23 protein-coding genes are annotated in these 25,950 nt (G+C 65.3%); 5 read left to right on the top strand and 18 right to left on the bottom strand.

Annotated elements, in window-relative coordinates; translation table 11 throughout:
• Nucleotides 1-109 precede the first annotated feature (109 nt).
• Nucleotides 110-994, bottom strand: coding sequence for a LysR family transcriptional regulator (locus AC2T4A_RS07775; protein WP_416750822.1), 885 nt, complete (start codon nt 992-994; stop codon nt 110-112).
• Between the two features lie 142 nt (nt 995-1,136).
• Between AC2T4A_RS07775 and AC2T4A_RS07770 the strand changes: the two genes are divergently transcribed.
• The 4 genes from AC2T4A_RS07770 to AC2T4A_RS07755 all read left to right on the top strand — a co-directional run bounded on the left by AC2T4A_RS07770 (nt 1,137) and on the right by AC2T4A_RS07755 (nt 4,878).
• Complete coding sequence (locus tag AC2T4A_RS07770) at nt 1,137-1,469, top strand: DMT family transporter (protein ID WP_024764290.1); 333 nt, start codon at nt 1,137-1,139, stop codon at nt 1,467-1,469.
• A 165-nt stretch (nt 1,470-1,634) separates the two neighbouring features.
• A complete protein-coding gene (locus tag AC2T4A_RS07765) occupies nt 1,635-2,810 on the top strand; it encodes an NAD(P)/FAD-dependent oxidoreductase (RefSeq protein WP_486743033.1) in 1,176 nt (391 codons plus the stop codon).
• Nucleotides 2,807-3,610: an aldo/keto reductase gene (locus tag AC2T4A_RS07760; protein ID WP_486743032.1), complete on the top strand. Its 804-nt coding sequence runs from the start codon at nt 2,807-2,809 to the stop codon at nt 3,608-3,610. Before AC2T4A_RS07765 ends, AC2T4A_RS07760 begins: the two co-directional genes overlap by 4 nt.
• 356 nt (nt 3,611-3,966) lie before the next feature.
• Nucleotides 3,967-4,878 carry a metal ABC transporter ATPase gene (locus AC2T4A_RS07755; RefSeq protein ID WP_486743031.1) on the top strand — a complete coding sequence of 304 codons (912 nt, stop codon included), beginning with the start codon at nt 3,967-3,969 and terminating at the stop codon, nt 4,876-4,878.
• A 142-nt stretch (nt 4,879-5,020) separates the two neighbouring features.
• Here AC2T4A_RS07755 and AC2T4A_RS07750 read toward each other — a convergent pair whose 3' ends face one another.
• The 6 genes from AC2T4A_RS07750 to msbA all read right to left on the bottom strand — a co-directional run bounded on the left by AC2T4A_RS07750 (nt 5,021) and on the right by msbA (nt 13,725).
• Nucleotides 5,021-6,226, bottom strand: a complete 1,206-nt coding sequence (locus AC2T4A_RS07750) for an acyl-CoA dehydrogenase family protein (RefSeq protein WP_486743030.1) — start codon at nt 6,224-6,226, stop codon at nt 5,021-5,023.
• Between the two features lie 148 nt (nt 6,227-6,374).
• Nucleotides 6,375-7,658 (bottom strand): acyl-CoA dehydrogenase family protein, encoded by a 1,284-nt coding sequence (locus tag AC2T4A_RS07745; protein WP_486743029.1) that lies wholly within the window; start codon nt 7,656-7,658, stop codon nt 6,375-6,377.
• Nucleotides 7,659-7,907: 249 nt separating this feature from the next.
• On the bottom strand, nt 7,908-9,332 hold the full coding sequence (gene hldE / locus AC2T4A_RS07740) for a bifunctional D-glycero-beta-D-manno-heptose-7-phosphate kinase/D-glycero-beta-D-manno-heptose 1-phosphate adenylyltransferase HldE (RefSeq protein ID WP_416750834.1): 1,425 nt from the start codon (nt 9,330-9,332) through the stop codon (nt 7,908-7,910).
• A gap of 87 nt (nt 9,333-9,419) precedes the next feature.
• Entirely contained in the window at nt 9,420-10,832 is a 1,413-nt protein-coding gene (locus tag AC2T4A_RS07735) for a PIG-L deacetylase family protein (protein ID WP_486743028.1), read from the bottom strand.
• Between the two features lie 150 nt (nt 10,833-10,982).
• Nucleotides 10,983-11,879, bottom strand: coding sequence for a GNAT family N-acetyltransferase (locus tag AC2T4A_RS07730; protein WP_478378589.1), 897 nt, complete (start codon nt 11,877-11,879; stop codon nt 10,983-10,985).
• A 13-nt stretch (nt 11,880-11,892) separates the two neighbouring features.
• The gene (msbA, locus tag AC2T4A_RS07725; RefSeq protein ID WP_486743027.1) at nt 11,893-13,725 is read right to left on the bottom strand and encodes a lipid A export permease/ATP-binding protein MsbA; all 1,833 of its coding nucleotides are present in this window, start codon (nt 13,723-13,725) and stop codon (nt 11,893-11,895) included.
• A 100-nt stretch (nt 13,726-13,825) separates the two neighbouring features.
• Between msbA and AC2T4A_RS07720 the strand changes: the two genes are divergently transcribed.
• Nucleotides 13,826-14,476 carry a lipopolysaccharide kinase InaA family protein gene (locus AC2T4A_RS07720; RefSeq protein WP_478378587.1) on the top strand — a complete coding sequence of 217 codons (651 nt, stop codon included), beginning with the start codon at nt 13,826-13,828 and terminating at the stop codon, nt 14,474-14,476.
• On the opposite strand, the gene AC2T4A_RS07715 is transcribed toward AC2T4A_RS07720, so the two are convergent.
• From AC2T4A_RS07715 to rfaP, 11 genes are all read right to left on the bottom strand, one after another.
• A complete protein-coding gene (locus AC2T4A_RS07715; protein WP_486743026.1) occupies nt 14,460-15,680 on the bottom strand; it encodes an O-antigen ligase family protein in 1,221 nt (406 codons plus the stop codon). The two genes, AC2T4A_RS07720 and AC2T4A_RS07715, sit on opposite strands and share 17 nt — an antisense overlap.
• A gap of 11 nt (nt 15,681-15,691) precedes the next feature.
• A complete protein-coding gene (locus AC2T4A_RS07710; protein WP_416750844.1) occupies nt 15,692-16,558 on the bottom strand; it encodes a glycosyltransferase family 2 protein in 867 nt (288 codons plus the stop codon).
• Between the two features lie 35 nt (nt 16,559-16,593).
• Nucleotides 16,594-17,550: a glycosyltransferase family protein gene (locus AC2T4A_RS07705; RefSeq protein ID WP_416750847.1), complete on the bottom strand. Its 957-nt coding sequence runs from the start codon at nt 17,548-17,550 to the stop codon at nt 16,594-16,596.
• A 178-nt stretch (nt 17,551-17,728) separates the two neighbouring features.
• Nucleotides 17,729-18,283 (bottom strand): serine acetyltransferase, encoded by a 555-nt coding sequence (locus AC2T4A_RS07700; RefSeq protein WP_486743025.1) that lies wholly within the window; start codon nt 18,281-18,283, stop codon nt 17,729-17,731.
• Complete coding sequence (locus tag AC2T4A_RS07695) at nt 18,283-19,179, bottom strand: lipopolysaccharide core biosynthesis protein (RefSeq protein ID WP_416750851.1); 897 nt, start codon at nt 19,177-19,179, stop codon at nt 18,283-18,285. The genes AC2T4A_RS07700 and AC2T4A_RS07695 overlap by 1 nt, the downstream gene beginning before the upstream one ends.
• A gap of 86 nt (nt 19,180-19,265) precedes the next feature.
• Complete coding sequence (locus AC2T4A_RS07690; RefSeq protein WP_486743024.1) at nt 19,266-20,399, bottom strand: glycosyltransferase; 1,134 nt, start codon at nt 20,397-20,399, stop codon at nt 19,266-19,268.
• Nucleotides 20,383-22,140 (bottom strand): carbamoyltransferase family protein, encoded by a 1,758-nt coding sequence (locus AC2T4A_RS07685; protein WP_054909987.1) that lies wholly within the window; start codon nt 22,138-22,140, stop codon nt 20,383-20,385. The genes AC2T4A_RS07690 and AC2T4A_RS07685 overlap by 17 nt, the downstream gene beginning before the upstream one ends.
• Before the next feature lie 5 nt (nt 22,141-22,145).
• The gene (locus AC2T4A_RS07680; protein WP_486743023.1) at nt 22,146-23,633 is read right to left on the bottom strand and encodes a lipopolysaccharide kinase InaA family protein; all 1,488 of its coding nucleotides are present in this window, start codon (nt 23,631-23,633) and stop codon (nt 22,146-22,148) included.
• Nucleotides 23,630-24,385 (bottom strand): lipopolysaccharide kinase InaA family protein, encoded by a 756-nt coding sequence (locus AC2T4A_RS07675; RefSeq protein ID WP_416750859.1) that lies wholly within the window; start codon nt 24,383-24,385, stop codon nt 23,630-23,632. Before AC2T4A_RS07675 ends, AC2T4A_RS07680 begins: the two co-directional genes overlap by 4 nt.
• Nucleotides 24,382-25,116, bottom strand: a complete 735-nt coding sequence (locus AC2T4A_RS07670) for a lipopolysaccharide kinase InaA family protein (protein ID WP_478378582.1) — start codon at nt 25,114-25,116, stop codon at nt 24,382-24,384. Before AC2T4A_RS07670 ends, AC2T4A_RS07675 begins: the two co-directional genes overlap by 4 nt.
• Nucleotides 25,116-25,922, bottom strand: coding sequence for a lipopolysaccharide core heptose(I) kinase RfaP (gene rfaP, locus AC2T4A_RS07665; protein ID WP_486743022.1), 807 nt, complete (start codon nt 25,920-25,922; stop codon nt 25,116-25,118). The genes AC2T4A_RS07670 and rfaP overlap by 1 nt, the downstream gene beginning before the upstream one ends.
• Nucleotides 25,923-25,950: the final 28 nt, after the last annotated feature.

The following is a 25,950-nucleotide window of genomic DNA, read 5'->3' as shown; positions in this document are numbered from 1 at the left end:
CTCCCCGAAGCTTTTGACCTTGTAGGAGCGAGCTTGCTCGCGAACAGCGCTTGCCGGCCGCTCTGCTATCAGGCGATTCGCGAGCAAGCGCGCTCCTACGAAAAGCACGTCACACCGGTGCGGCCAGGTGCTCGGCGAAGCACTCGCCCAACCAGTTCGCCGCTGGCCCCAGCGGCTCGTCGCGACGCCAGACCAGCTCCACCACCAGCGGCGGCGGCGTCCAGTCGCTGGCCAGCTCAACCAGCAACGGCTGGTAAGCCGGGTATTGCGCCACGTGAGTCGGCAACCAGGCCCAACCGAGGTCGCGCATCAGCAGCTCTGCCATGGCGTAGAAGCTGTCGGCACGCCACACCAGCGGGCTGATCTGCTCGCCGCCGGGATAGTGGCTGTCCTGCGGGGCCATCAACAGTTGGCGATGCCGCGCCAGCTCGCGCCGGTCGGCGTAGTCCAGCTTGGCCAGCTCGTGCCCGGCGCCGCATACGGTGACCATCTCGATGGTGCCCAGGCGCTGCCGCTCCAATTGCTCGGGCATGCCCTCATGATGGAAAAGCAGGCCGAGGTCGGCGCGCCGCTCCAACAGCTTGCGCGCCACATCGCCCTGGGCACTGCTGGACAGCTGCACCTCCACCGTAGGGAACTCCTGCGCCAGCGCCTGCAAGCCGGAAAGTACCGGCTGGTAGGGCATCGCCTCATCCTGTGCCAGCCGCAACAAAGGCTCGGTGCCACGCACCAGCGACAGAGCGCGGCTCTCCAGCCGCTCACACTGGCGCAGCACCTCGCGCGCCTCGTCCAGCAGAGCACGCCCCTCGACGGTCAGCACCGGCTGCCGGCCGCTACTGCGCTCGAACAGGGTCACGCCCAGGTCGCTCTCCAGCAGCGCGATGGAGGAACTCACGGCAGACTGCACCCGCTTCAGCTGCCGCGCGGCAGCGGAAAATGACGACTGATCGGCCACGCTGACGAACAGGCGCAACTGGTCCAGGTTCCATTGCATGGTCTATCCCCACCACCCATCTCTAAATCAGATAGGTAATGACTTTATCCCATCAACCACGGGACTAGAATGGCCGCCAGAATCGAACGTCAGCTGCGTGTCGCTCACAACGAGCGGCGTGTCGTTCCGGGGAGCACCCACCATGCCCGGCTATCTCTACCTCGCCATTGCCATCGTCGCCGAAGTCATCGCTACCGCCTCGCTCAAGTCGGTGAAGGGCCTGTCTACGCCTTTGCCACTGGTATTGGTGATCGTCGGCTACGCCATTTCCTTCTGGATGCTCACCCTGGTGGTGCGCAGCATCCCGGTGGGCATCGCCTACGCCATCTGGGCGGGCCTGGGCATCGTGCTGGTCAGCATTGCAGCCCTGGTGCTCTACCAGCAGAAACTCGATACCGCCGCGCTGCTGGGCATGGGCCTGATCGTCAGCGGGGTCGTTGTGATCCAGCTGTTCTCCGGCAACGCGGGCCACTGATGCGGCGCCCTCGGCACTTTGTAGGAGCGAGCTTGCTCGCGAAAGCCTTCCTCAAGCTGGTTCGCGAGCAAGCTCGCTCCTACAAGTCAGCCTGAGGCGACGGACGTTTACCGCTGCCCTCAAGCGTTATACTGCGCGCTTCGTTTTTCCCTTCGAGGCGCTTTCATGTCCGAATCCCTGAGCACCGACATCCTCATCGTCGGCGGCGGTATCGCCGGTCTCTGGCTCAATGCCCGCCTGCGGCGCGCCGGCTTTTCCACCGTACTGGTGGAGAACACCGCGCTGGGCGGCGTGCAGAGCATGCGCTCGCAGGGGATCATCCATGGCGGCACCAAATACGCCCTGCACGGCGCGCTGACCGGCGCCTCGGAAGCTATCGCCGATATGCCCGCCCTGTGGCGCGACTGCCTGGCCGGCACCGGCGAAGTGGACCTGCGCGGCGTGCGCGTACTGTCCGATGCTCATTACCTGTGGTCGCCCGGCGGCCTGGCCGGCAACCTCACCAGCTTCTTCGCCAGCAAGGCAGTGCGCAGCCGCGTCGCCCAGGTAAAGGGCAGCGACCTGCCGCCGGCGCTGCAGGACAAAGCCTTCAAGGGCAAGGCCTACCGCCTCACCGAGCTGGTGCTGGACGTGCCCAGCCTGATCGCCCGCCTGGCCGAACTGGCCGGTGACAGCCTGCTGGCGGGCGAACGCATCGAAGCACTGCGCGAAGGCGACAAACTGGTCGGCCTGCGCGTGGACGGCCGCGACATCCGCGCCCAGCGCGTGGTGCTCAGCGCTGGCGCGGGCAACGAGGCACTGCTGCGCGAACTGGGCCTGGAGCGCCCGGAGATGCAGCGCCGCCCGCTGCACATGGTGCTGGTCACCGCGCCGACCCTGAAACCGCTGTACGCTCACTGCCTCGGCGGCGGGCCGAAGCCGCGCGTCACCGTCACCACTCACCCGCTGAGCAACGGCGACTGGGTGTGGTACCTGGGCGGTGACATCGCCGAAGCCAGCGGCGTAGCGCGCAACGAAGCCGAGCAGATCGCCGAGGCGCAGCGCGAACTGCACAAGCTGGTACCGTGGATCGATCTCTCCGCCGCCCGCTGGGCCACCCTGCGCGTGGACCGCGCGGAGCCCTCGCAGAACAACCTGCTGCGCCCGGACAGCGCCTTCCTCGCCGAGGACGGCGCCCTGCTGGTCGGCTGGCCGACCAAGCTGGCCCTAGCGCCGAACTTCGCCGATCGCGTGCTGGAGTCCCTGGCAAAAGCCGGCGTGAGCCCACAGGCAACAGCCGCCCTTCCCGCTCTGCCGCGTCCCTCCATGGCCCGCCCGGTGTGGGAGGAACTGCTCGGATGAAAACCCTGCATCACCTGCACCGCCCGCTGGGCAGCACCGGCCTGAACGTCTCGCCGCTGGGCCTGGGCACCGTGAAGCTCGGCCGCGACCAGGGCGTGAAGTACCCCGCCGGTTTCCGCATTCCCGATGACCGCGAGGCCGCCGACCTGATCGCGCTGGCCCGCGACCTGGGTATCAACCTGATCGATACCGCGCCGGCCTACGGCCGCAGCGAGGAACGCCTCGGCCCGCTGTTGCGCGGCCAGCGCGACCAGTGGGTAATCGTCAGCAAGACCGGCGAAGAATTCGTCGGCGGCCAGTCGCAGTTCGACTTCAGCGCCGCCCACACGCGCCGGTCGGTCGAGCGCAGCCTGCAGCGCCTGGAGACCGACTACATCGACCTGGTGCTGGTGCATTCGGACGGCAACGACCTCGACATCCTGCGCGGCACCGAGGTCTACGCGACCCTCGAACGCCTGAAGGACGAAGGGCTGATCCGCGGCTTCGGCTTCTCCGGCAAGACCGCCGACGGCGGCCTGCTGGCCCTGGAACGCGGCGACTGCGCGATGGTCACCTACAACCTCAACGAGCAGGCGGAAAAGTCGGTGATCGACCACGCTCAGGCCCATGGCCGCGGCATCCTGATCAAGAAAGCCCTGGCCAGCGGCCACGCCACCCTCGCCCCCGGCGTCGACCCGGTACGCGCCAGCTTCGAGCTGGTGCTGGGGCATCCCGGCGTCGCCAGCGCCATCGTCGGCACCATCAATCCGCTGCACCTGAGCCACAACGTGAACATCGCCGCTGAGGTTCTCGACCGCTGATCGGCAGACGCCGTACGGTCATGTGGATTGCGTATTCCTGTGCCATGCTCCAACTCCCCCGGCGAAAACCGCGGGCACAGAAACTGTCGCCAGCCGGCGATTCCCCTGCAAAAATCTCGGAATCGCCAAGCCTTTCAGGGAAAAATCCGGAAATCCTTTTGATTTTCGATGACGCCAGGATCGGTGTCAGGCTGTCTAGGTTGTAGCGACCCCGTAAAGACCGATCGGCCGGACCGTCCCTTACCAGACGGTCAGCGTTCGCGTCGGCGTCGTCCGCTAGCCATGCATCAAGAGCATGCACCGAAGAAGGACGCGCCAACGCAACCCGGCGCCCTGTACGAGAAGGAAGCCCCTCTATGCCCCGTACGCTCGCCCGCAAGGACCCGACCGCCTTCAAGACCCTGCCGCTGCTGGTGGAAGCCAGTGCGGAAAGTCTTATCTACCAGACCCTCGGCAAGCCCCTGAACTTCGCCCAGGTCCTGGAAAAGCGCCGCCCCATCGAGATCGCCGAAACCGAACGTTTCACCACCGAACTGGCCAACCTCGGCGTCTCGGTGCGCCTGACCCTGAACTACCAGGGGCGCGACCACTGGATCCTGGTGCGCCAGCGCCGCCTGGACCGTGGCGACACGGTGCTCAAGCTGATTTCCGGCTACGTGCCGGCCCACGAACTGAATCTGCCGCTGCTCACCGCGATCCAGGAAGTGGCCGAGGAATGCCTGGTGGAAACCGCCGACGGCTGGCTCGGCGGGCGTTTCGGCGACACCTGGCTGCCGACGCCCTACGAGGGCATCCTGCGCTACCGCGAGAGCAGCCACTTCTCCCTGACCCCGCTGTCAGGCGCCTCACGCCCGGTGCAGGCCGGCGCACTGCGTCTGCTGGAGCGCCCGCAGGCCTATGTGCACCTGCCGACGGCTTCTTTGCAGCTGGTCTACGACCTGCGCATGGAGCTGCCCAAGGATGCCCGCGAGGTCAGCCTGTTCCATGTCGACGAGAAGCTCGAAAGCGGCCCGCTGGTGGCGCGCCTCGATCGCCGTCGCCCGGACATCTACCTTCTGCCGCTGGACCATGGCCAGCCGACTGGCGAACTGTTCACCCTGAGCAAGGGCGAGCTGTGCAAGGCCAGCACCCGTGGCCTGTGGCTGTCCGAGAGTTTCGCCGAGCAGGATGGCTGGCTCGTACGCGAGGAACGCATCCGCTTCCGCGAATGGATGGAGCAGTGGCCGCCCGCCGCCGGCAATGCCGGTAGCGGGCGGCGCACGGCCTGAGGCCGTAACCTGATCCGGCCATCCTGACGGCCGGATCAGAACCTGACTCACTGTAGGAGCAAGCTTGCTCGCGAACGGTGCACACCGGCCAAGCAGTCATTGGGCGATTCGCGAGCAAGCTCGCTCCTACAAGAACCCGCGGTTACTTCAGTTGGCTGGAGCTCTTGCCCAACAGCCGCCGCGCCACGATCAGTAGCTGGATCTGCTGGGTACCCTCGAAGATATCGAGGATCTTCGAATCCCGCGCCCACTTCTCCAGCAACTCTTCTTCTCCATAACCCAGCGCCCCCGCCAGCTCGACGCACTTGAGCGTCACCTCGTTGGCTACTCGACCAGCCTTGGCCTTGGCAATGGAAGCTTCCTTCGAGTTGGGCAGGCGGTTGTCGGCCATCCAGGCGGCCTTCAGGGTCAGCAGGCGCGCCGCTTCCCACTCGGCTTCCAAGCGGTACAGCGTGGCCTCGGCGTGGCTGGCAGTGAGCAGCGGCTGGCGATAGTCGAAGCGGCAACCGGCCTTCTTCAGTAGCTCGCGGGTGCGGTCCAGCGAAGCCTTGGCCACACCGATGGCCATGGCGGCCACCAGGGGGCGGGTGTTGTCGAAGGTCTCCATCACCCCGGCAAAGCCCTTCTGCACATCGATCTCGGCATTGCCCAGCAGGTTGGCAGCCGGCACGCGGCAGTCGCTGAAGCTGATGGAGGCCGTGTCCGAGGCCTTGATGCCGAGCTTCTTCTCCAGGCGGGTAACGGTCATGCCCGGGGTGCCTTTCTCCACCACGAAGGACTTGATCGCCGCGCGCCCCAGGTTCTTGTCCAGGGTCGCCCAGACCACCACCGCGTCGGCGCGGGCGCCGGAGGTGACGAAGATCTTCTCGCCGTTGAGCAGATAGTGATCGCCATCGCGGGTAGCAGTGGTGCGGATCGCTGCCGAGTCCGAGCCACAGCCCGGTTCGGTAATGGCCATGGCCGCCCAGGTGCCGGAGAAGCGTTTGAGTTGCTCCTCATTGGCCACCGCGGCGATGGCGGCGTTGCCCAGCCCCTGGCGCGGCATGGCCAGCAGCAGGCCGGTGTCGCCCCAGCACATTTCCATCACGCCCAGGCAGGCAGAGAGGTTGCCACCGTTCTTCACACCCTCCTCCGCGCCGGCCTTGCGCTTGCTCGCCGAGGTGGCGCCGACGGCGTCCGGCGAGCCGGCGTTCATGCCGTCCAGCAACGCTGCCAGCAGGTCCAGTTCCTTGGGATAGGCGTGCTCGGCCTTGTCGTACTTGCGCGAAATCGGCCGCAGGTAGTTCTCGGCCACCTGACGGGCCTGGTTCTGCAGGGTGCGGAATTTCTTCGGTGTCTCGAGGTACATGGAAGGCTCCTAAGCGGAGCTCATCGCGTCGCGAGCGAAGCGCAGCCAAGGCGGAAACGGACGAGGAAGCGGAGTTTACAGTTGTAAATGAGCATTCCGAGTTCGTTTCCAACGCCGGCTGGGCGAGCGCAGCAGCGATGAGCCCGCGTTACAGGTGTAGACCGCCGGCCATCAAACTGACGGCGCGCAGGTCGCGGTACCAGCGCTCGGCCGGGTGTTCCTGGGTGAAACCGTGGCCGCCGAGCAGTTGCACCGCGTCGGTGCCGATCTTCATCGCCTTTTCGGCGCAGAGCAGCTTCGCCAGATAGGCCTCGCGGTGGAACACCTGGCCGCGCTCAGCCAGCGCGCAGGCGCGCCAGACCATCAGGCGCATGGCGTCCAGCTCGACGGCGATGTCCACGACCATGAAGGCCACGCCCTGGCGATGGCTGATCGGCTCACCGAAAGCCTCGCGCTCGTTGCAGTAGGTGATCACGTAATCGAGGGCTGCCTGCCCCGTACCCACGGCCAGCGCACACCAGGCCAGCGCGGTGTGATCGAGGAAGGCCTGGAAGTCAAAGCGCTCCGCCGCCAGCCGCTGCTCGGCCGGAACCTTCACCCCCTTGAAGCGAACCCGCGCAGTGCCGGTGGCCCTCAGGCCCATGGCCGGTTCGGCGCGCACTTCAACACCCTTGGCACGGGTATCGACGAGGAACAGCGCCGGACCGTCGCCAGCATCCGCCGCAACGATCAGCTTCTGCGCATCGACACCCCGCACCACCAGGCATTTCTCGCCGGACAGCGTGTAGCTCGAACCGCGCTTGCGCGCCTTGGTGGATTGCCGCAGCGGATCGGCCAACAGTTGCGGTTCGTTGACCGCAATGGCGATCAGCGGCGGGGGCTCTTCGGCGACGAACTCCGGCAACCAGCGCGCCTGTTGTTCCGGCGAGCCCCAGCGACGAATACAGTTGGCCGCCGACAGCGGAACCAGCAGCGCGGCGGCCAGGCTCAGGTCGCCACGGGCAAGGGATTCGGCGATCAGCGCGTTGGTCACTACTGTGCGCTCGCCGGCCATGCCGCCGTGCACTTCGCTGACGCCATAGTGGGTCAGGCCCAGTTCCTGCGCCTGGGCCAGCAGCTCAAGACTCAGGCCGGCCTTGGCGTCAGCCTCATGAGCAGCCGGGCGCAGTACTTCGGCGGCGAAACCTTCGAGCATCTCCACGAGCATCTGCTGCTCGTCGGACAGGGACAGGTCGAACAGCCCGTCAGGGTCGGCCTTGCGTGGCGTCTTGGGTTGCTTGGCGGCACGCTCGCTGGCCAGCCGGAAGCCGGTGCGGCTGCCGCTGTAGAGCAGTCTTTCGAAGGGCTTGCGCAGCTTGAGTCGATCCGGCCAGTCGGCCTGGGCGACACGGTTGAGCACGGCCAGGGCGCGGCCCTGCACGTCGGTGGTCATGGCATCTCGCTCCGCGGAGGGTGGATGCCCCGATCATGCGCTGCAAAATGCCGCAGGGACCATGACCGCTTTGCCGCCGGTCACTGGCAGAGCGGTCAGTGGGCCGGGGCGGATGGGGGAATCTGTAGGAGCGAGCTTGCTCGCGAACGAATCCGCAGCGGGGTTTGTTCGCGAGCAAGCTCGCTCCTACAAAAGGCGTTCCCTGCCGGAGAGGCCCAGACCCTCGGCATCCAGGCAAGAGAAGGCAGATCAGCCCTGGTGGCGGATCTTCTCGACGATGGCGGTGGTGGAGCTGTTTTCCACCAGACCCAGCACGCGGACTTCGCCGCCGTAGGCCTTGACGATGTCGGCGCCGACCACCTGCTCGACACCGTAGTCGCCGCCCTTCACCAGCACGTCCGGGCGGACTTCGGTGAGCAGGCGCTCAGGGGTGTCTTCGGCGAAGCTGACGACCCAGTCCACCGCGCCAAGGCCAGCGAGCACGGCCATGCGGCGGTCGACGCTGTTGATCGGACGTCCCGGGCCTTTCAGGCGGGTCACCGAGCCGTCATCGTTGACCCCGACGATCAGGCGGTCACCCTGCGCGCGCGCCTGTTCCAGGTAGGTCACGTGGCCAGCGTGGAGGATGTCGAAGCAGCCGTTGGTGAAGACGATCTTCTCGCCGTGGGCGCGGGCGTCTTCGATGGCCAGCAGCAGTTGGTCGAGGCTCAGCACGCCACGCTCGGAGCCCTGCTCGCGCTGCACGGCGCGGCGCAGTTCCGGGGCGCTGATGGCAGCAGTACCGAGCTTGCCGACGACGATGCCGGCAGCGAGGTTGGCCAGGGCCACGGCCTGTGGCAGGTCCTCACCGGCGGCGATGGCGCCGGCCAGGGTGGAAATCACGGTGTCGCCGGCACCGGTGACATCAAACACTTCGCGGGCGCGGGCCGGCAGGTGCAGGGCGCTGTGGCCGGGGCGCAGCAAGGTCATGCCGTGCTCGCCACGGGTGACCAGCAACGCGCCGAGCTCCAGCTCGGTCATCAGTTGCTGCCCCTTGGCGACCAGGTCGGCCTCGTCGGTGCAGCGACCGACGATAGCCTCGAATTCGGAAAGGTTCGGGGTGATCAGACTGGCACCACGGTAGATGGCGAAGTCCTTGCCCTTGGGGTCGGCCAGCACCGGGATGCCGCGCTTGCGGGCGGCCTGGATCAGTTGCTGGTGGTTCTTCAGCGCACCCTTGCCGTAGTCGGAGAGCACCAGTACGCGAACCTGGTCCAGCAGCGCCTCGACGTCGGAGGACAAAGCCACGGCGTCAGTGCGGAAGGCTTCCTCGAAGTCCACGCGCAGCAACTGCTGGTGGCGGCTCATGACCCGCAGCTTGACGATGGTCGGCTGGCCGGCGATGCGCTGGAAGCGGGTGGTCACGCCTACCGCCTGCAGGCTGTCGCTCAGGCTGTCGGCCGCTTCATCGACGCCGGTAACGCCGACCAGGAAGGCCGGAGCCCCGAGGGCGGCCAGGTTAAGCGCGACGTTGGCGGCGCCACCGGGGCGGTCCTCATGCTGCTCGACCCGCACCACGGGCACCGGCGCCTCGGGCGAGATGCGCGAGGTCGCGCCGTGCCAGTAGCGGTCGAGCATTACGTCGCCGACTACTAGAACGGGGGCCTGATCGAATCGGGGCATGGTCAATTTCATGGGAACTCCGCAGGTCGAAATCGCCGCGGATAATACCATAGCCGCCCGCTGCGACTTGCGCCGGGCACCGGGCGGTCACGGCAATCTCTACGGGACTTTGCGGACCCAGAACAGCTCATGGCGGCGTACCGCCTTGCGGAAGAACTCGTCGTCACCGGTAGCTGGCCACTGACGCCCGGCGAGCACGCGCTGGATCAGCCGACGCAGGCGCTTCTTGCCGGTGAGGGGAGTCTGCAGGTCGTGCTGCAGGGCCAGCGCCTGGGCCTTGTCGATGCGCGTCGCGGCATTGAGCACGGGGCTCCACAGTGGGTCGGCCGGCAATGCCTCGATACAAGGTGGCAGGGCAATGCCGCCGTCGGCAGGGCCCATCGGCCAGCGATCATTGTCGTGCAGGTGGTTGGCGTAGAGCAGCAGCGTCTGCGGCTTCCAACTGCTGCGCTCGATCGCCTCCAGCGTCGCACGGGTGGCGTGCACATGGTCGGCGTGGGGGTCCAGTTCCGGATGGGCGGTGAGAATCACCTCGGGGCGGATGCGCTCGATCAGCGCCGTGAGATCGGCCACCAGATTGAGCCAGGTCGGCGCGCCGTCGCCGTCCGCCGGCAGCGCGAAAGGATTCAGGCCACGCACGCTGCGGACGTCGACCTCGCCGGACTCCCTCGAGCCGAATGCCTGGCTCGGCTCGGCAGCCATGGCCGGCAGTTGCAGGCAGTAGTAGCCCAGTTGCACGCAGCGCTCGGCCGGCACGCCACCCCAGAGCGGCGCGGCAATGCTGTCCCAGGTGCGCAGGCGGCCCTTGAGCCTGGCCGCCTCGGCCTTGCCCAGCCCGAGGCGTTCGTAGTGCTCGGCTTCGATCTCGCCCTGGGTGAGGGTGACTATCCAGGCGTCCGGGCAGCGGCTGTACTGGCCGAAGGCAGCCAGCTCGGCATCGTCGGAGTGAGGCGCAATGATCAGCAGGCGTTGCTGGGCGTAATCGGGGTTGTCGAAGGCGTGCAGCACGCCCTGCTGTGCCAGCCGGCAATGGCGGCTGCGGATGCGCAGATGCCCGGAGCGCAGCGCCTCGCCCTGGCCGGACAGGTTGATATAGCGCTTGCCGCTGACGCCACGCTCGAAGTCCTGGCGGTCAGGCTCGACGCCCTCGATCAGCACCTGCGGATCAAGCCAGCGACCGAGCAAGGAGGCTTTTACCTCGATTTCCAGTACCAGGGTCTCTTCCTGCTCTGGCAGCGCGCCGTTGGCGACGTGCAGGCCGTGCCGGCCGAGGGAGACCGGCAAGGCAATGGAGCCCGGCGGGAAGTCGTAGCGGTAGTCGTCACGCGGGGAATAGAACAGGTGGTCGGCGAACCAGGCTTCGTGGGCGACCCAGCCCAGCAGCAGTGCCAGCGGCACGCTCCACCAGGGGGCGAAGATACCCAGCAGGATCAGCGCCAGCAGGGCGACGAGCAGGACCACGCGCTTCTTGCGACGGTGCTGTTTGAGCAGGTGCTGTTTGCGGGCGGTCATGTGGTTCTCCGTGGACACCGATCGCGGACGGAGTCCGCTCCTACGCACAGGCTCATGGGCCGTGCACGAACGGTAGGAGCGAGCTTGCTCGCGAACCCATCCTCGCGGTGGGGCTGTTCGCGAGCAAGCTCGCTCCTACGAAAAGCGGGGTCAGACCTGGAACACCGGCACGCGGTGACACCAGCGGTCCTTGTACTCGCGATCGGCACGGCCGAAGGAGTAGCGTAGCGGCTTGCCCAGCGCCTCGGCGTCAGCCCAGGCTTCCTGGGTATTGACGAAACTGAGCACGCTGCCGGGGCTGAACTCGCGATTTTCCGGAGCCACGCCGCCGTTGATGTACTCGACGCTGACCCACTTCGGCGCTTCGACCCGATAGAGAATCTGGATCGCCACCGGCTCGCCGTCCAGGCGCACCAGCGAACCCCGCATGAATTCGCGCATCAGGCCGAACACTTCGGCCAGCCGCGCCTTGCCCGGCACTTCGAACTCCCAGCGGCGCTGGAACAGGTCGGCATAGATACCTGCCTGCTCCTCTGGGCTCAGCTCGCTCATGGGCTGCAACACGCCGCCCGCCTCTTCCAGCAGTCGCTGTTCGCGGCGCTGGTTGTAGCGGAATTTCTTCGAGAAGTCGGCCGGGGCGCGGTTCATCGCCAGTTGCTCAGGCTGTTCGCGGGCGTCGCTGACCTGCTCGCGGTTGAGCTCGGAGAGGTAGCGCACCTGATGGCGCAACTCGATACGAGCACCTTCGGCGATCGGCAGGATGATCTCGGCGTTGCCCAGGTCGAACAGCGCCTTCTTGCCTTCGCGCTTGAGCACATCCTTGGACAGCGCGAGGTTGCGCCCCCAGGTCGGCACGGCGGCGCGCAGTTCATCGCCTTCGAACCAGCCCAGGTAGCGCACCGGGATTCCAGCCAGGGCGGCGAGACGCTCGACCACCTCCGGGTGGGTGGCGACGCTACCGCCGAAGCGCTGCCAGGCGGCGGCATAGTCGGCCGCCGCGATGGGCGTCCAGCCACGTTCGCGGAAGACTCGCAGACGGTTCAGCATGTCGGAGTCTGCGTCATACCGGCTGCCCGACCGGTGCTTCTTCAGTCCCGTCGACGGGATCGTCGGCGAACTGGCGGGCATGCAGGCGGGCGTAGTAACCGTTCTGGGCGATCAGTTGGTCGTGGGTACCGCGCTCGACGATATGGCCCTGGTCCATCACCAGGATCAGGTCCGCCGCTTCGATGGTGCTCAGGCGGTGGGCGATGACCAGGGTGGTGCGACCTTCCATGACCTTTTCCAGGGCGGCCTGGATGTGCCGCTCGGACTCGGTGTCCAGCGCCGAGGTGGCCTCGTCGAGGATCAGCACCGGGGCGTCCTTGAGCAGCGCGCGGGCAATCGCCAGGCGCTGGCGCTGGCCGCCGGAAAGCATCACGCCGTTCTCGCCGACCTCGGTCTCGAAACCTTCGGGCAGGCGGTCGATGAACTCGCGGGCGAAGGCGTCATCGGCAGCCTTTTCCACCGCTTCGCGCGGCCGACTGGCAAGGTCACCATAGGCGATGTTGTTGAGCACGCTGTCGTTGAACAGGTTGACCTGCTGGGTCACCAGCGCGATGTGCCGGCGCAGGTTGCTCAGCTTGTAGTCTTCGACGTCCGTGCCATCGAGCAGGATCTGCCCATCGCTGTGGTCGTAGAAGCGCGGGATCAGGTTGGCCAGGGTCGACTTGCCGCTGCCGGAGCGGCCGACCAGCGCCACCATCTGGCCGGGCTCGACGCTGAAGTTCAGGTCGTTGAGGACCTTCTTCTCGGTGCCCGGGTAGGTGAAGCTGAGGTTCTTCACTTCGAGGCGGCCCTGCACACGGTCACGCTCGATGGTGCCGTTGTCCACCTCGGGCTGCTCGTCGAGCTGCTCGAAGATGCTCTCCGCGCCGGCCACGCCCTTCTGGATGGTCGAGCTGACTTCGGACAGCTGGCGGATCGGCTTGGGCAGCAGGCCGGCCATGGAGATATAGGCCACCAGGTCGCCGACGGTGGCATCGCCACGCAGCAGCAGTACGAGGTACAGCAGCACGGCCATGGCGCTGTAGATCACCAGCTGCAGCATCGGCGTGTAGATCGCCGAGGTCTTGTTCATGCGCAGGTTCTTGCTGGTGTTCTCGCTGGTCACATGGCGGAAGCGTTCACGCTCGTAGGGCTCGCCGCCGAAGCTGCGAACCACGCGGTAGCCCTGGATGGTCTCGGAGGACACATGGGTCACGTCGCCCATGGCCACCTGGATCTTCTTGCTCTGCTTGCGGAACTTGCGGCTGGCGGTCGTCACCATCACCGCGATGATCGGCAGGATCGCCAGCATCACCAGGGTCAGCTTCCAGTTCATCCACAGCAGCGAGAGGAACAGGAAGACCACGGTCATGCCTTCGCGGATCACCACCTTGATGGCGTCGGTGGCCGCGCCGGTGACCATGGTCACGTTGAAGGTAATCCGCGAGATCAGGTGGCCGGAGTTGTTACTGTCGAAATAGCGGTTGGGCAGGGTCAGCAGATTGTTGAACAGCGCGATGCGCAGGTCCTGCACCAGCCCCAGGGATACCTTGGCGATGAAGTAGTTGCCGAGGAAGGAGCCGACGCCTTGCCAGACGGCGATCAGCACTACCAGCAACGGCACGGCGTAGAGCAGCGACAGGTCGCGGAGCCAGTCCACGGAGGAATTGGGGAACAGCTTGGCATCCGGATGGGCCAGGCCGTCGACGAAATACTTGAGGATGCCCGCCAGCATCGGCTGGGTCGCGGCGAAGATCAGAAAGCCGACGATGCTGAGCAGAAACATCCCGATGTACGGGCGCACATAGGACAGCAGTCGGAAGTAGATCTTCAGGCTGGAAGTTGCCTGGGGTTCTTTACCGGACATGTAGGAATCGCACGCTTAAAAGGTCGGCGATTATAACACAGCGCTCTCGTTTGCCCGGCGGCTGGGCTACTATAGCCGGCTATCGATTCAGGGACCCGCTATGCAAGACCTCGCTCTCTCCGCCTACGAAGCGCTGCGCGCCGGCGCCCAGGTGCTGGAAGCCGACAAGCATGGCGATAAGGTCCTGCGTCTGGCGGACGGCAACTTCCTGAAACTGTTCCGGCGCAAACGGCTGATCTCCTCGGCGGCGCTCTATCCCTATGCGCAGCGCTTCGCCGACAACACCGCAACGCTGCAGCGCCTGGCGGTGCCCTGCCCGCTGATCATCGAGGTCTATCGCATCGCGGAAATCGCCCGTGACGCGGTGCACTACCAGCCGCTGCCGGGGGACACGTTGCGCCAGGTGATCGCCGCTGGCGAGGCCGACCAGCAGCTCGCTGCGCAGTTGGGCACGCTGATCGCGGACCTGCACGATCAGGGCGTGTACTTCCGCTCGCTGCACTTGGGCAACGTGGTGAAGACCCCGGAAGGCACGCTGGGCCTGATCGACCTCGCCGACATGAAGAAGCAGCGCCGGGCGCTCTCGCGCCAGCAGCGCAAGCGCAACTTCGCCCACATGCTGCGCTACACCGGCGATCGCCAGTGGCTCCTGGCCGGCAACCTCGACAGCCTGTCGCAGGCCTATCTCGCGCGCAGCCAGGTGCGTTGGCCGCTGCCCGAGCTCAAGCAGTTCCTCAACTCGGCTCCATGACCGCCGGCCGCACCTGCGGCCAGCGTTCCAGACTCAGCCCCAGCAGGATCACGACCCAGGGCATCAGCCACATGGCGCGCGTGCGCTCCCACAGGCTGAACACGTCGAACTGCATGGCGACGCTGGAGAACACCCACAGCAGCATCACCGACAGCCCCAGCGCCCGCGAGCGGCAACGCCAGGCCTGGAAGCCGATCATGCCCCACAGCAACAGGAAAGCCGCCAGCGCCGGCACGCCGTACTGGATGGCAGTGTGCACCGGGAAGTTGTGGGCGCCGTTTTCGTAAACGGCATTCCCACTGCTCACCGTATAGTCAGCCCCCAGGCCTACACCAATCCAGAAATGTTCGCGAATCTGTGGCCAGGCATGGCGCAGCAGTTCGAATCGCTCGGCATCGCCACGCTCCATCAGCCCCGGCTCAACGATAACCAACGTCACTCCACCCACCAGCAGAAGCAGGGGCAGGAGCTTGGCAATCCGGCCGGGCACCAGCCCGAGACTGAAAATCGCCGTGACCATCAGCGCCAGCAGGGCTCCACGACTGCCGCACAGTGCAACGTAGACCAGCGAGAGCGCGAGCAGGACCACCCAGGGCAGTTGTCGCCAGCCGCGCCGAGGCAATAACGGCACGCACATCACCGTGACAAAAGCGATCGAGTAGGCCGCTGCATTGGGATTGTCGAGGAAGCCGCCAAACCCGTTGAGACGCCCTCCACCGTATTGCGGTGCGAACGACAGGGCCGCCAGGCTATAGAGCCCGACCACCAGCCCCATGGAAAGCATGGTCAAGCGCAACCGGCGCTCGTCTGCGCGAGCCCAAAGCACCCAGCCGAAGGTGAACAGCATGAACAGCGAGGTCGTCTTGAACTGGCCCAGCGGCTTTCCAGAGGTCGACCAAAGCAGCGACAGCACCGCCCAGCCGAACAGCGCCAGGAGAATCCACATTTCCCGATGGGCCCGCAGCAGGTGTCCAAGCTCCTGCCGGCGGGAGATGCACAACCACAGCGACGGCAAATAGACGAACAGCGCGACCATCTGGAAGTAGAACTTCATGCTTGGCGTCAGCATCACGCCAGCGATGCTCCACAGCACGCCGACGCCCAGCATGGCCTCGGCTATCCGGCTGCCCCTGCGCTGGCTGGCGCCCATGGGAGTCAAGCGTGGGCACCAGGCATTCCAGGCCTGGGCAATCACATCCTTCATCGACAAACTTCTTATTCCCGCCCGAATTTGAACAGCAAATGGCGAATCCGCCGCAGGGTAACGCGATTCCAGCGCCACGGCGGCAGTTGCAACAGCAGAGACCAGGCGTAGCGCTTGTCACAGACAACCGACTGCTTGAGCGCCTTGTTGAAAATACAGGTCAGGCCGGCGGCGTAGGCTGGGTGATCACGATAAGACGCGACCGCCATGCAGTCGTAATCGAGCTGCCTCTTGTACGCCGTCCTCGACAGGTTGCCCTCATGACGACGGTAACCGCTGACCACCTCCGGGAGCACTTCTACCCGGTAGCCCAGGTGGGCGATCTTCAGGGTCATCTGGAAGTCCTGGATGCGGATCTGCGGATCATATCCGCCAACCCGGTCCATGGCCTCGCGCCGGTACATGGCCACGGTCGCACCAATGGCGATGGCCTGCCCCAGCAACTCGTCGAAACTGTAATGGCGCACGCCGTTCCCCGGCCCCCCCTTCAGGTGCTGGCCATTGGCGTCGATATACACCGCGCGCCCGCCCAGGCAACCGACCTCGGGGTGCTCGCACAGGTAGCTCGCCTGCAGACTCAGTCGCCCCGGCATCATGATGTCGTCGGAGTCCGGCGTCGCCACCAGCTCGCCCCGGGCGTGGCTCAGGGCCGTGTTGAGCGCAGCACTGACGCCCTGGTTGGCCTGACGGTAGAACTGGAAGCCATATTGTTGCTGCAGTGCCTCGACCTTCTCGACACTGTTGTCCCGGGACCCGTCATCCACCACGATCAGCTCGAAGTTCGGGTAGTCCTGCCGAAGAATGCTCAGCAGCGTCTCTTCGATATAGCGTTCGCGGTTATAGCAAGGCACCAGCACGGAAATCAGCGGGTATTCCACAGACACCTCAATAACCGACAGGAAATGGCCACGGGTCAGATTCCCAGGGCCAGGCGCAAGCGCTCCAGCATACCGGGCCGGGGCCGTTCGCGCAGCGGGGCAGCCATCGCCGCAACGATCCGCGCACCGATCTGGCTGAACCCGAAGCCTGCCACAGCCAGTGCGCGCCCGGCCTCGGCGATACGCGCGGCACGTTGCGGGTCTTCCCTGAGCAGCTGCAGCTTGCTGCGTAGCTGCGCCACATCACGGTAGAGCACCACGTTGTGCATATCTTGCAGCCCCAGCGCGCGGTTCTCCGCTTCACCCTGGTCATACGCCAGCAGCACACAGCCACAGGCCATGGCCTCGAAATTCTTGATCATGTACTCGCCCATGCCGACATCTGCGCTGACGAAAAAGCGGATGCGGTTGAGTGTATTGAGGTAGTCCTCGCCCGAGTTGGTCTTGGTCACCAGCAGGTTTTCCACCTGCCCCAGCTCGTCCAGCAGTGCCTTGCGTCCGCTGTAGGCCACGCTGCCAGTGCTGCCGACGAAGGCCAGTTCGATGTCCCGCTCCCGCCCCAGATCATGCAGCAGATTCTGGTCATAGCCCTTGGGCACGAAGACCGCATCGAAGCCTTCCTGGCGCAGACGCTCGCTGACCATGAAACCAGAGCTGATCACCCTGACCCAGGGCAGGCGGCGATAGTGCGCGCTGAACTTCCCGGTGTACTTGCAGGGAATGTAGTTCTGGTAGGCATCGTGTTCGAGAATGACCAGGTTCGGCACGCTGCGAATGAACGACGCCTGGCGTATTTCCTTCTTGAAGCGCAGGAAGAACAGAATGCGGTCGTACTTCGAGACATCCACGTGCTCGCGGAAGTAACGGCGCAGATTGGCCTGCTCATCGCTGCTCAGCCAGCGCAGATCGCAGCCGCAATGCTCCGCGACACCGTCATACAGGCGATCGAGAATGGCACGTTGCTCTTTCTGAACCAGGAACAGAACTCTCAAGACTCACCTTTACATCCCAGAGGGCGGCATTCGAATTTAGCGTGCATCCCGGCCCGGACTCGGCTATCGCGCGGCATCCCTGCACCCGGCCCCCTCACCACCCACAAGCGGGCCGGCGAAAGACAATGCGCCGCGAAGATTAGGGGACGCTGAACAGCCCGGTCAAGGCGATGGCGTCTCAGGATGGGGCGTGGAGAATCTGGCTCTGACGAACGTTGTAATAGGTGCAACCCGCCGGGAGGTCCTTGTTGACGAAGGACATCGCCCCAATGGTGACACCACTGCCAATCTCGAGTTCATCGGCGATGATGCAACTGTGCGCACCGAGGCTCACATCGTCACCGATCACCAGCGCGTAACGCGATAGCCCCAACGTCTTGATGCCCACCGTGGAGTTCTGCCGAATGAAGAAATTCCTGCCGATCTGCGCGTAGCCGGTGATGACCACTCCCGGCAGGTGAGCGATCCGGAAACCGGGGCCGATCTGCGCGGCAACGCTGATGTCCACCGCATAGCGCCGGTTCAACTTGCGCTGCAGGCGCAGCGCGTAACGTCGGCGCATTCCGCCTTTGGCGTAAAGGAACTGGGCCAGACGAAACTGCAGCAGGTAGCGCAGCACGTTGCTCTTGTAGGCGCGTTTCACGATGTTGCTGAACAGGCCAATGCGACTACCGGGCTTCTTCTTGTTCGAAACTTCGCACTTCCAGCATTCAATCAGTTGCTGCAGATCCATCACGATCTCCCTCGCAGGCATTTGCCACCCGTCACAGTCATTTCTGCCTCGAGTAATGCATCCAGCTGGGTGGGTTGGACTTTCGGCACAACACTGGCCGGTAACCGGCTGTCCGGCGACAGATTGAACAGCCGCAACGGGTAGCGGGACGACACCTGCTCGGCAACGATCCGGAAGCTGGGCAGGATGTAGTCCTCGAAATCTTCATCGAGGCTGCTGGGCAGCGCCGCTGCCCCGGTTTCGTAGAAACGCCCGATGCTCTTGTTCAGGTCCATGCCGATGATGAATACCTGGCTGAACCCAAGGTGACAGGCCAGTTGCGTCGCAGCAAAGGGGATGGTGCGCGCGCCGAAGTAGCCCTTGCTCATGTCGCAGCTGAAACCGATGCGATTGGTCTTCTTGCGCAATAAGGAAAAACCGCAGATCAGGTCCGGGTCCTTGCGGATCGACCAGGCATAGGAACGGTCCGAGAGCACGGCCATGCCATGGCGACGATTGACCCGCTCCAGCAGCAGGACGTTCGCTCGCTGCGCCAACACGGTCGGATCATGGCGATGCAGTTCCTGGAAGCAGTTCAGGCTCATCGCCAGGTGCGTGGCGCTGCGGGCGCCCAAGCGGGCGAGATCGGGCCTATCACGCACGAAGCCGGGATCATCGCAGATATAGAAGAAGGGCGTGATCTGCTCGTCGACACAGCGAACGATGGAGCCATTCATCGCGATGATCGGCCAATCCGCATAACGGGCCAGCGGAAACTCTCCCGCAGAGGGACCGGAGGCCAGCACAAAGACGCTGCCCTGATAACGCCCGCGGCACTCTCCGAAGGGGACGATGGGAACCTGTACATTTCCATCGCTCAGCCAGCGCCGGCCTTCTTCCAGCTTGAGTTCCAACATTTGCAATCGCGCGCTCGTCAATGAATCGCCAAAAGGGCAAAACCAGCGTCCGGGCTGGTAGAGAGAAAAGGATATCTGCAGGCCCGTCAGCGGGAAGAGGCGAGCAGCGCCTTCACCAGCGGCAGACTCCAGAATTCCCGGCGCACCGCGCCATCGGAGAAGCGCGTCTGCAGGCGCTGCTCCATCTGCTCCACGCACATCACCCGCTGCTCACGGTCCAGCACCGACAGGTGCCGCAGGCCTTCGGCCAGCGCCGCATCGTCGCCAAGCGGGAAGAGAATCCCCAGCCCTTCGACGATTTCTCCGGCACCGCCGCCAGCGGTTGAGATCAGCGGCACACCGGCGACCATGGCCTCCAGCAGGACCATGCCGAACGGCTCGTGGTCGGAGGTCAGGGCGAACACGTCGAAGGCCTTGAAGTAGCGTTTGGCGTCCGGGACCTGGCCGAGGAACAGCACGCGATCGGCGATGCCCAACTCCCGCGCGAGGTCCTTGAGGTCTTCTTCCAGACGGCCCTTGCCCAGGATTGCCAGCAGGCTGTTGTGCGGCAGGCGCGGCAGTGCGCGGGCGAAGCCACGCAGCAGGGTGGCCTGGTCCTTGTCCGGATGCAGGCGGCCGACGTTGCCGACCACCCAGGCATTGTCTGCCAGCCCCAGGTGCTGGCGAGCGGGATAGCGTTCAACCTGCTGAGCCTGCAGCGCGTCGACGTCGACCCGGTTGTACAGGGTCTCGATGCGTTCGTGCGGCCAGGCCGGCAGGCAGGCGCGTATTTCGTCACGCACCGCATTGGATACACCCAGCAGACTCAAGCGCTCGGCGAAGAAGCGCGCGAACAGCTTGCGCCCCAGGCGCTGGAAATCACCGAAACCGTGGTGCACACCGATGATCGGCAGCTTGGTGCCGAGCATGGCGATCCAGGTCGGCTTGAAGCGGTGAGCGATGCAGAAGCGGAAATCGCGGGATCGGGCGATCTCGCGCAGGTCGCGGATCGCCTTGAGCTTCAGCCCGCGGATGTCTCGCGAGCTGTAGTCGAGGAAGAGCACCTCGTCGCTGGCGCAACCGGCCACGACTTCCGGATCGGGCGCGCCGGTGAGGAACACCGTCGTAACCCGGTAACCGGTGCCGGCAAACAGGCTGGCGTACTGACGGGCGCAGTCGAGGAACGGCCCGTCGTAGCCATGGCAGAACTGCAGAACGCGCGGTTCAGCCGACCGAGTCATGGGACTCCACGCCGTCCTTGACCACCAGGATGTCCTGCATGATCAGGTATTGCAGGTCCGAGCCGTAGAACATGTTCAGCGCGTCGGTGGGCGAGCAGACCATCGGTTCACCGCGGCGGTTCAGCGAGGTATTGAGCGCCACGCCGTTGCCGGTGAGCTTCTCCAGTTCCTTCATCATGTCGTAGTAGCGCGGGTTGAACTCGCGCTTCAAGACCTGGGCGCGGGAGGTGCCGTCTTCATGGACGACTTCCGGCACGCGGGTCTTCCACTCTTCGTTGACTTCGAAGGTGAAGGTCATGAATGGCGCCGGGTGGTCGATCTTGAACATCTGCGGGCCGACGGTATCGAGCATCGACGGGCAGAAGGGCCTCCAGCGCTCGCGGAACTTGATCTGCGCGTTGATGCGATCAGCCACGCCGGCAATGCTCGGGCAGCCGATGATCGAACGGCCACCGAGGGCGCGCGGGCCGAACTCCAGGCGGCCCTGGAACCAGGCCACCGGGTTGCCTTCGACCAGCACCTTGGCGATGTGCTCGGGCACGTTGTCGATCTTGCGCCATTGCGGCTTGGCCTCGTGGCGGGCGCAGGCGGCGATGACGTCTTCGTTGCTGTATTCCGGGCCGAGGTAGACGTGTTCCATCTTCTCGACCGGTACGCCGCGCTCCCAGGACACGTACGCGGCGGCGCCAACGGCGGTGCCGGCGTCGCTGGCCGCGGGCTGTACGTACAGCTCCTTGACCTCGGGGCGGGCGATGATCTTCTGGTTGAGCTTGACGTTCAGCGCGCAGCCGCCGGCGAAGGCGATCTTGCCGGTCTCGCGGATGATGTCGCCCAGGTAGTAATCCATCATCTCCAGCGCCAGCTTCTCGAACAGTGCCTGGATGCTGGCGGCATAGTGGATGTAGGGATCGTCGGCGATATCGCCTTCACGTTTCGGGCCGAGCCACTCGATCAGCTTGGGCGAGAAGTAGTAGCCCTTGCCCTTTTCCTTGTAGCGACGGAAGCCGATGACGTTGGCGTAGTCGGTGTTGATGATCAGCTCGCCGTTCTCGAACTTGGCGAGACGGGAGAAATCGTACTTGCTGGCATCACCGTAGGGCGCCATGCCCATGACCTTGAACTCGCCGTCGAGCATGTCGAAGCCGAGGTATTCGGTCAGTGCGCCGTACAGGCCGCCCAGGGAGTCCGGGTCGTAGAACTCCTTGATCTTGTGGATCTTGCCGTTCTCGCCGTAGCCGAAGAAGGTGGTGGCGTACTCGCCCTTGCCGTCGATCCCGAGGATCGCGGTCTTCTCCTTGAAGCCCGAGCAGTGATAGGCGCTGGAGGCGTGGGCCAGGTGGTGCTCGACCGGCTGGATCTTGACCTTCTTCAGGTCGAAGCCCAACTGCTGCAGGCACCACTGGATACGCTTGTAGTAGCGGTGGTAGCGGCGGTTGCCGAGCAGGATGGCGTCCAGCGCACGGTCCGGCGCGTAGGCGTAACGCTTGGCATAGTGCCAGCGGGCCTTGTCGAAAATGCTGATGGGGGCGAAGGGAATAGCCACCACGTCAACGTCCGACGGCTTGATCCCGGCCTGCTCCAGGCAGAACTTGGCCGACTCGTAGGGCATGCGGTTCTTCGCGTGCTTGTCGCGGACGAAGCGCTCTTCTTCGACGGCCGCGACCAGCTTGCCGTCGATGTACAGGGCGGCGGAAGGGTCATGGCTTACGGCGCCGGACAGGCCGAGGATGGTCAATGCCACAGGGTCTAGCCTCTTTCATCTGGGCGGGTGCCAGGCACCCGCGGTAAACGTTCGTCGAGCAGCTTGTGCAGTGCGCTGCCCTCTGGCCAGTTGCGCAGGAAGCGCGCACGGTCGCGGGCATAGGCGCGGGCGAAGCTCGCTTCTCGCGAGTGGCGCTGCATGGCATCGAGGTCGATCAGCGACCATTGCCCGCCTTCGCCCTGCTCCTGCCAGAACAGGTTGTGCCCCTTCAGGTCGCCGTGGCTGATGCGCTCGCGCACCAACGCCACGAACAGTCTGTCCAGGGCCACAAGATCCGATTCCGGCGGCAGGCCGCCCCCCTCCGGTTGGTCCAGGTAGGGTTTGAAACGGGCGATTATATCCTGACCGGCCAGGTAATCGGTAATCAGGAAGGCCGGGCCGCGCAGCCACAGCCAGCGCCGCTCGATCACTGCCAGCGGCTTGGGTGTGGCGATGCCGAGGAAGTCCAGGCGGTTGCCCTCGCGCCAGGAAGCCCAGGCGCGGCTGGGGCGCCAGAAGCGCTTGAACCAGTGCAGCAGGTTCTTGATGTTGTAGCGCTTGACCACCAGCGGCCGGCCATTCAGCTCCACGCGAGCGACAGTCGCGGCGCCGCCGGTCTTGTAGAGGTGTCCGCGATCTATGTAGGAATCCGGATCGTCCAGCAGCGGTTGCAGGCCCTCTTCTTCCTCGCGGCGCACCGCGCGCAGGCCGAACGGCCCCTTGAACACGCTGAACAGGCTGCAGTCACGGGCGATTTTCTTCATCAGATCGCCGACGCGCCAGCGTCGAACCTTGGCGATTTCCTTCTGCAGGGCCTCCAGCGGCAGCGCATGCTCGCCATTGGCCAGCAGGTAATGGATCAGCAATTCCTCGAGATAAGGATCGAGGCTGGCCGGTAGTTGGGCGAAGAACACGCCGAGGTTTTCCAGCACGTGCTTGCGCGACAGCGGCTGCCCGGGGGTTTCCGCACGGATGCCGGCACCGTCGATCAGGTAAAGCTGGTCGGCGTGGCGCAGCAGGTTGTCCAGGTGCAGGTCTTCCTGCCACAGGCCCTTGAGGTGCAACTGGGCAATGGCGGTCAGCGCTTCGGCGATGACCGTGGTCTGCCCATCGGACAACAACGGTTCGCCTTCCACGGCGCGCCAGGCGTCCCAGAGGCTTTCGGCGTTATCGAGGAACTCGAAGAGCAGCCAGCCGCCCTCGCCGTCCTTCAGCCCATCGGCCAGCAGTTGCGGCGTGGTCAGGCCCTGCTCGGCGAGCAGGCGCACGCCTTCGCGCTCACGCTGGAAGTGCCGCGCAGCCTTGCTGCCGACCAGCAGCTTGGCCAGCACCGATCGGCCGCGCCAATTGGCCGCACCGACGTAGCGCTGGCCGGGCAGTACGCGCAGCAGTCGGTCGAGGCGCAGCTCGGCCGGGCCGGCGCCGTCTTCCAGCTCGATGCGCAGGGGCAGCGCGGGAGCGCGACCGGCATCGCGCAGGGCCGACAGCCTCATGCGCGGTTTTCCTTCTTCTTGCGGCGTGCGCCGAGGCGGCGATACCAGTCGTCTACCTCGGGACCGGTGGATGAGGTGCCCAGGTAGGCCGCCAGCAGGTTGCGCACGTCGGTCTCGTTCCAGTCCGGCGCGCGGCGCAGCAGCGGCTCGAGGTCGCGCACGCGGTCGCGCTGGCCAAACCACAGCGGGCGGGTCTTCTCCAGGTCGATCAGGGTTGCCTCGAAGGCGTCGTCGGTTTCGCGCAGGAAGATGTGCTTGGGGTAGAAGCAGCCATGCATCTGCCCAGCCTCGTGCAAACGACGGGCGAGCATGCCGCAGGCGCGCAGGATGGCCTGGCGACGCTCGGCAGGCAGGCTCGACCAGCCCTGCAGCAGGCTGTCGAGGTCGCGCCAGCCGTCCAGGGCGCGGGTCATCAGGATCGCCCGGCGCTCGCCGCCGACCTGCCGCGCACCGAAGAACGCTGCCTGCATCGACGGAATGCCGAGCTGGTGGTAGCGCTGGATATTGCGGAACTCGCGGCTGAAGGTCGGCTCGCCGAGCGGGCGTTTCAGGCTGCGGGTCAGGTGGTTGCTCTGGCGCTTGAGGTAGTAGGCGGTGCCGTCCAGCTCCAGGCGGTACACGCTGCTCCAGCCGCCGCGCTCGGTATTGGGCTCGTCCACGGCTTCCAGCTGCAGTGCCCAGAGGGCGTCGAAATCGGCCAGGGCATTGTTTTCCAGCAGGGCCTGGTCGCCCTCGGCAATGAAATCCTTCACTCGCGTCCCTCAAAGAAATGGACGATCTGTCGGACACGTTTCTTGTCCGACGCGTTCAATCGCTCGCGGCGCCGGTACATCAGGTAGAACTGCAGACGCTGCGTGTAGGAGAGGTGGTACTTGGCGACCTTGTCGAGGGTGGCCAGATCCTTGGTGATGCGGTAGCGCAGCATGAAGCTGACCCAGAAATCACCGATCGGGCAGTCGATGAAGTACACGGTGCCCTCGCCGTCCACCAGGATGTTGCGCCACTTCAGGTCGTTGTGGGTGAAGTGGTGGTCATGCATGGTCCGGGTGTAGTCGGCCAACTGGCGCATGACGTGCTCGACCCAGGCACGATCCTTCAGGCGCGGATCGTCCTGCTTGGCCAGGGCATGCAGGTCCTCGGTGCCGACCAGCTCGCGGGTGATGATCGCACCGCGGGAGAAGCCGCCGTTGACGCGTTCCAGGCCGTAAGCCACCACCTGCGCCGTGGGAATGCCCCACTTGGCGAACTGCTTGAGGTTCTGCCACTCGGCCTTCACCCGCGGGCGCGGCAGATAGCGGCGGAAACCCTTGCCCGGTTTGCGGTAGCGCTTGACGTAATAACGCACGCCATCGCGCTCGATGCGCACGACGTCGGACATGGCGTCTTTGGTGATGCGCTCGCCTTCGAGGGCGAACACGGCATCGAGGCTGCCGAATTCGGCGGCGAGATGCTGGTAGTCGGCTTCGAGTACCCAGCCGGCCATCAGAGCAGGTCTCCGTATCGTTGTTTGCGGTCGTAGAGCTTGGCTGCCTTGCGCTCCATCCAGGCCAGCAGCGCGGCCTCCTCCCTGAGAATGTCACGCAGCGGGCGCAGGAAGTAACCGCGCAGGAAGCGCAATTTGTCACGGCGCGTAAGGCCGATGTCCAGCGCGGAGAAATACAGCGCCGCCAGGTCCTTGTCGCGCCAGCGGCGCGGGGTGGCGGCGCGGGTCTGGGCGCGGTGCAGGTCGATCACCGACAGGCGCAGGTCATCAGCGCTGATCGGGCGGTCGGTGTGCAGCAGGAAGTGGCAGATGTAGCAGTCGCGGTGATTGACCCCGGCGCGGTGCATGGTGCCGACCATCTTCGCCACTTCGGCGATCAGCGCGCGCTTCAGGCGCGGCTCGGGCGGCGTCTGCAGCCAGTCCAGCGAAAGGACTTCCAGGTCGGTGGTCGGCGCCAGCTCTTCGGTGATGATGAAGGAGTGCTGCGCAGCCGGATTGCCGCCACGCTCGCCATAGGCCACCGCGGTCATGGTCGCCACGCCGGCCTGGTGCAGGCGCTCGAGGGCGCGCTGTTCCTGGCCCGCCCCCAGCACCGGAAGCTTGGCACTGAACAGGTTCTTGACGATCTCGCCCCAGCCGATGCCGCGGTGGATCTTCACGAAAAAACCGCGCCCCTCGACTTCGGTACGCAGCGTGCGGCGGCCTTCCAGCTCGCGGTAGACCTTGCCTTGCAGGCGTTCGACTTCGGCGAACGGGTCCTTGCCGGCCCACAGGCGCTTGAACGGTTCGTGCAGCTCAAGCTTCATGGTCAGCGCCTTTGTAGGAGCGAGCTTG

This window comes from Pseudomonas sp. PVC-3-1 (genome assembly GCF_057444315.1).
The sequence above is the reverse complement of the archived record's forward strand: the minus strand, read 5'-3'. Positions and strand labels throughout refer to the sequence as shown.